Here is a 6,031-nt window from a genome sequence, read left to right as displayed (position 1 = left end):
TCCGAACAAATTGCTTACTGCATGGATAAGGTTAGGTCGTTACCGATCAATGACAACCTTCTAGATTATGTCGTTCCTGATTTACTGTACATGCGGCAAAAGGTTGGGGTCGATTTTTGTGTAACCATTTTGAATAGCAACGAAAAGCTCTGCCACTCTTCAAATCCCGATAATTCAGAGAGTATTGTTTGTGGATACAAAATTTTGGAAATACTAGCACCCGTAGTGATTGGTATTCCGGTTGCTGTGGATGCTACCGGATTTGTAAGGGTCGATAATTATGAAGAGTTACTGAATAAAGCGAGACAATGGTTTCTGGATAACCCTGATTATCAAATTAATAAAAACATTTACTAGGGATGCGATTCTTCATGGTTAAGACCGGCAAAGGAATTATGAATTCAATAATGCCTAATTTTATACGTGCCATATCTATTTGTCTTTTATTGATTTGCGGAACGGGCAATGGTTATGCCCAATCTAATATCAAAAATAAGGGCACCCAACTATTAGAAAAGGTAAAGCGAATTAAAGAGGAAAAGAAGGAGAAAATTGCCGCTGCATATGCTGCTATGGAACAAGTGCGTAAAGCAGGGGCATATATTGAGTCTTTAAGTGACCTGTTTGGTGATGGTATAGTTACTCTTCCTGTTGGCATAAAGAAAGGGGATTATGAACTTGTTATCCAAAAAATAAAGTATGATAAGGATTCCCGAAAATCACAGATATACGCCACTTGTGCTTTTAAATTTAAGGAAGATGGAGAGATCGTTGCATTTGAAGGCGTTGCAAGTATCGAAGGACAAAAAGGGTTAGGTACAACAGGGTATCTTGAACTAATGGCTCCTGTACGACGCGATATCGGCAACAAAGCAGCCATAGTATTCAATGAGGGTACTAAAGTAAATTTTGGATGTGATGGAATAGAATCATTCAATGCAAAGATCGACCTGATATTTACCACCGATAAAATTGTGGCCGTTGACGCTAAGGGGCAGCCGACGAGTGAGTCTATTTCGGCTTCATTTGATGCTACGTTTCGCAGTTTTGACAACTACACCGTTTCTTTCAGTCTGGATAAGTGCTTTGCTGTAAAAGGCTTGCAGGATGTAGTCTTCGCGCTGAAAGGAGCAACGCTGGATCAAGACGACAAGGAGACTTCACCAATGGTAAAGTTCCCCCCTCAATATTTTTCTTCTCAAGATGCAGACGCGCTAAAGCTATGGAGAGGTATAGCCATTACGAGTACCACTGTATATTTACCTGCTATTTTTAAAAAGAGTTCAACTTCAACCGATACTACCCAAGCATTAACCGACACTACTCATGTAGTGAATGATTCCATAAAGGTTGCGCTTAACGATCGTATTGCATTGAGCCTTAAGAATGTGCTGTTTGACGAGAATGGATTTACTGGGGAGGCTGCGGGTGAAAATATTTTGTCTTCTGAGGCCATCGATAAAAGTAAATGGAGTATTTCTTTGACTGACTTTTCACTTAAATTTCTAAAAAACGACCTTACTGGTTTTGGATTTGGTGGCGATTTAAATGTTCCGCCCTTAGGAAAAAACTCTTTATTGCCTTACCGTGCATCGTATAACTCTGCCACCGAAGAGTATGATTTTGTTGCCAATGTGTCTGGTAAATTTGACTTCCCCGTTCTGAGAAGCACCTTGTCATTAAACGAGTCCTCTTCCATTGAGATATTGATAAAGGATTCTGAATTTTACCCCACAATCAATGCCTCTGGAAAGTTAACAATAAACGCTCCTATTAACTTAAGCGATAGCTCTAAGAAATTCTCGGTTCCCGATATTTCGTTTGAAAATTTAAAAATAAGTAGGGCGAAGCCATACGTTAGCATTGGTGCAATTGGGGTTACCGGAGACCTTACCTCTCCTAAAGTTGCCGGTTTTGAACTCTCTATCTCCGATATCCGGTCGTTCGATGGTGCTAATAACAGTGGGTTGGCTTTTGATGCGGGCATTAAGCTTAATGAGAATTTCGGAGGAACGGTTGGGTTGCATCTTTATGGCAATTATGCCAAATGGAAATTCGATAAGGTTGGTATCGATAAAATTAATGTCGACTTTAAATCGAGCGCCTATAGCGTTAATGGTGGGGTTTGGTTTTTGAATGGTGATTCGTTATACGGATCGGGCTTTAGAGGCGATGTTAAATTTAAGGTAATCGATAAATTCACCTTCGACGCGGTTGCCGTATTCGGAAAAAAACAGGATTACAGGTATTTCCTTACCGATGTTTATTTTGAAACATCACCAACTTCAGGCCTTGTCGTTCCACCTGCGTTGTCCTTTTATGGATTTGGCGGAGGTATATATAACCGGATGCAGCAATCATCCGATCCAAAGATTGATTCCGAATTTGGCAAGGCTCTTTCTGGTATAAAGTATGTCCCTGACAGATCCGTGGGTATGGGATTTATGGCTACCACTAAGTTTGCACTTACTGGATCTTCTGCCGCATTTAATGCAAAGGTTGCATTTGAAATGCAATTTAACATTCATGGAGGATTAAATTTCATTCAGCTACGGGGCGACGGTTCTTTTATGAACGACGCGAGTAAGTGGGGTAAGATGGCTGATAATATCAATAGCAGCGTAAAGAAGATTGAATCATCGGGCGGAGCACTTAAGTTGGCTGCCAAGAACGATTTAAAAGTTCCCGAAAATAAAGCGGGTGGGTTTCTTACGGCATCAATGAATATTAAGTATGATATTGCCAATAGCGTTTTCTCCGCCGACCTCAGTACATACCTGAATGCTGGTTTTATTAAGGGTGTGGGAGAGAATGACCGCATGGGATGGGCCTCGGCCTATTTTGCACCCGATAAGTGGTACACCTACATTGGAACGCCATCCGATAGGCTTGGTGTAAGTATTCTTGGGCTTGCACGTGCCGATGGCTACTTCATGATTGGGGCCGATATTCCAGAGCTTCCCTTGCCTCCACAAAAAGTATTGGAAAATTTCAGCAAGGATAAGCAAGATAAGCTGAATGCACGTAGCACTGCGGAATTAACTGCCGGAAGTGGAATTGCGTTTGGCCAATCGCTAAGTGTTGAATTTAAGGCAACCTTACCTCCATTCTATGCCTCTTTGGGTGTAGGAATGGGAGCCGAGTTCCTGCTGAAGAACTATGGGAAAGATGCATACTGTGCCGGAAGCAGCTCTACTCTTGGAATTAACGGTTGGTATGCCCGTGCACAGGCGTGGGCGTGGGTTAATGCCGACATAGGCGTGGAAGCTAAGATATTTAGGAAACGGCGTAAATTCAGTATTCTTAACTTATCTGCAAGTGCCTTGCTTGCAGGGGCAGGACCTAATCCATTCTACTTCACCGGCGCGGTGGGCGGAAGATTCAGCGTGATGGGTGGATTAGTGAAGGGCAAATGCGACTTCGATTTTGAAATTGGCGAAGAGTGTAAAATTCAAGGGGGAAGTCCCTTTGGTGAGGAGATCATAGCCCAGCTAACTCCCTCCACTGGCGAGAAGGATGTAAATGTATTTGCTTCGCCACAGGCTGTTTTCAATATCCCGGTGGGTGTTGAAATGGAGATTGAGGAGGACGAAGGGGCGAAAGCATGGTATAAGGTGACCCTCGAGAATTATTCCGTATTCTATAAGGATACAAAGCAAAAAGTGGCAGGGAAGACAGAGCTGAATCAGGAGGGGAAAATTTGTATGATCGATCCCGAAGAGCCTTTCGAGAGTAAAAAGGAGATGGTTGTTTACGCAAAGGTAGGCTTCAAGCGAAAGCTTAATGGCCAGTGGATTGATGTAAAGGGAAATGATGGAAAACCGGTGTTTGAGGAGAAAACCGCAGAGTTTATTTCGGGCGAAAGGCCAAAAACCATTCTTCCTGAGCACGTAAAATACAGCTATCCGGTTTCGAATCAGTACAACTTCTACGCTAAGGAGGCTTCAAATGGGTACATGATGGTTACCGAAAATTACGCCTACCTGTTTTCAACTGAAAAGCCAGTTGGTTTCAATCAGGTGCTGCGTATTGCTGATTTTGATGGCAACAAGAAGGAGACCAGCTTTACCTACAAAACCTTTGGTGCTGGAAATGATGTCCGATTCGAAATTGACTTCCCATTGAATCAGGTTGAATATGTAAAAAATGATATTTATAAGCTGGCTATTGTAAATGTTCCACAAACTACTGGCATTGGTATTTCCAGTAACGTTACCACTACCTCAAGTAACCTCTCCGATAGCCTCATTGTTAGCAAGCAAAAAGCCGAGGGAACGCTTGATTTACTGGAGGAGAAGGAGGTTTACGCGCTGCATTTCCGTACAAGCACTTATGGCACATTTAAGGATAAAATGGCCGCTATAACTAACTACGAGGGGGTATTATGGCAGGAATACCCTCACGTTTACGATTTGGGTTCAAATATCGATGATAATACGGCTACTACAGAAATGTTTGACTTGGCTGAAAACAACTCCTTGGCTCCGGACAAGAATATGGTGAAAATTGTGCCGGTATATAGTAATACATCTTGGTATAACAGTAAGGTGGCTCCGCTTATTTACGGCAATAGCGCTGTGCTTGCAGTTGCAAATATGGTAAGCTTGGCACCGCCTGTAAATGCTGAGGTAGTTCGGTTTGGGCTAATGACTCCCGATGCCAAGCTCGATGAGGATATGATAGAGAGCAATACACGACCCCACATATCATCCTTTGGCGCATTCAATTACAGAGCATCGTATTTTATCGATAGAGATTTTGTAGCTGTTCGAAATGCGCTGGCAAATAGGGTCACAGCGAACAGCAGCAGCGATGTGGCTAAATTTTTACGCGAAGACCATATCCCCGATTTGGTGAATGGCAACTACGAACTTCAGTTAAGCTATACCCTTCCGGGTAAAAATATAGTTACCTCAACGGTAACTAGAACAATCAAGTTGGCAGGGTTTAATGATTAAACTTATGATTATGAAAAAAATTGAATTAGCCATTGCTTTAGCTCTATTGCTTCTTGTAGCATCTTGCAAAAAAGAGATCGAATTAAACCGGTTACCCAGTGTTCCTGTACTGCTCGAACCGCAGAATGGAATGATTGCGGGATCAGGTAACGTTATTCTTAAATGGCAGGCAAGCCAGGATGCCGAAGGGGACGATATCCAATACGTTGTAAGCATAAGCAATGACTCTATTAGCTGGACGACTGTTGAGGTTGGTGAAGCCACGTTATTTCGGGTTTTAGCATCAAGTTCTTATGAGACATTTTCTTTAAAGAAAGGTGGAAAATACTACTGGAAAGTAAAGGCCGAAAACAGTTTTTTTCCGGAGAAACCAGAGCAGGAGGTTGGCGAGTCTGTAAGCAGCACGTTCTATTTCTACACAACGCCTCCAGGGGTAAGCGCGCTTCGCGATTCATCGGGATCCGAATTTGTGAACCTATATTGGACCGATCCTGATAATCTCGATCATGTCGAAATTACCTTTGAGCCTAAGGTGGCTAGCATTTCCCAACCAATAAAGGTAAATGCTGGTGCTGCGAAAATTGAAATGAAAGGTTTCGAGAACGGCATAGTTTATAATTTTTCTGTTAAGGCATATGACAAGCTGGGACATATTTCGGACGCCAACACCATAAGATCGATGCCGCTGGCACTGACCCTTGTGCACGATGCCGATTTCAACATTTACAGCACCGTGAAGATTGGCACGCAAACTTGGGTGAGGGAGAACTTAAGAACCACCAAATGGCAGGATGGAACTGATATGAAGTATGCAGATGGCGACCTTATGTACCAAACCGGAAGCAAAAGTGATATATATGGTTTATACTATTCATCACATGCTGCTGCAGGAGGGTTGGCGGGCAATAAAAATCCAAGCCCTTATGGATACCACATACCTACAGATGAAGAGTGGAAAACGCTTGAACGCTATTTGGGAATGTCTGAAGAGGATATAAACAAATATGGACACGACAATGGAAGGGGAAGTGAGGCTATAGGCAATTCACTGAAATCAAAAACCGGTTGGAGCG

The 6,031-nt window shown here is 42.7% G+C and carries 3 protein-coding genes; all 3 read left to right on the top strand.

From position 1 onward, the window contains the following. On the top strand, window positions 1-357 hold a 357-nt coding region (locus BLS65_RS17020; RefSeq protein ID WP_212590587.1), incomplete at its 5' end, for a hypothetical protein. Window positions 358-359: 2 nt separating this feature from the next. After that, complete coding sequence (locus BLS65_RS17015; RefSeq protein WP_092440998.1) at window positions 360-4,958, top strand: hypothetical protein; 4,599 nt, start codon at window positions 360-362, stop codon at window positions 4,956-4,958. Between the two features lie 10 nt (window positions 4,959-4,968). Next, on the top strand, window positions 4,969-6,031 hold a 1,063-nt coding region (locus BLS65_RS17010; RefSeq protein WP_317039073.1), incomplete at its 3' end, for an FISUMP domain-containing protein.

The organism is Williamwhitmania taraxaci (genome assembly GCF_900096565.1).
Taxonomy (GTDB): domain Bacteria; phylum Bacteroidota; class Bacteroidia; order Bacteroidales; family Williamwhitmaniaceae; genus Williamwhitmania; species Williamwhitmania taraxaci.
Note: the sequence above shows the minus strand (reverse complement) of the source record. Positions and strands in the feature narration are given on the sequence as shown.

What these genes read in the sequence shown, in the direction of transcription:
- BLS65_RS17015 (WP_092440998.1), top strand. Translation starts at nt 360, where the DNA reads ATGCGATTCTTCATGGTTAAGACCGGCAAAGGAATTATGAATTCAATA.